Source organism: Citrobacter sp. TBCS-14, assembly GCF_005280805.1.
In the GTDB taxonomy this organism is placed as follows: Bacteria; Pseudomonadota; Gammaproteobacteria; order Enterobacterales; family Enterobacteriaceae; genus Citrobacter; species Citrobacter gillenii.
The window spans coordinates 1-218 of sequence record NZ_SZWM01000695.1; the positions used below are offsets into that span (position 1 = coordinate 1).

General features: G+C 54.1%; 1 protein-coding gene. It reads left to right on the forward strand.

Annotation, left to right across the window (positions count from 1 at the left end; genetic code table 11):
* Positions 1-218 (forward strand): SLC13 family permease (locus tag FDX22_RS20755; protein ID WP_370317659.1); only part of this gene is annotated, 218 nt, incomplete at both ends.

A 218-nucleotide genomic window follows, 5' to 3' on the forward strand; every position in this document is an offset into this window, starting at 1 on the left:
CTGTTAATCATTGTTGGGGTTGCACTGAGCCTTTTCACGCCATTTGCGCCCCGGCTGTGGCCGGGAGCCATTGACTGGCACACGATTATTACGCTTAGCGGTCTGATGTTACTGACCAAAGGCGTCGAGCTCAGCGGCTATTTTGATGTGTTAGGGCGCAAGATGACTCGCCGCTTCAACACAGAACGCCAACTGGCGATATTTATGGTGCTGGCGGC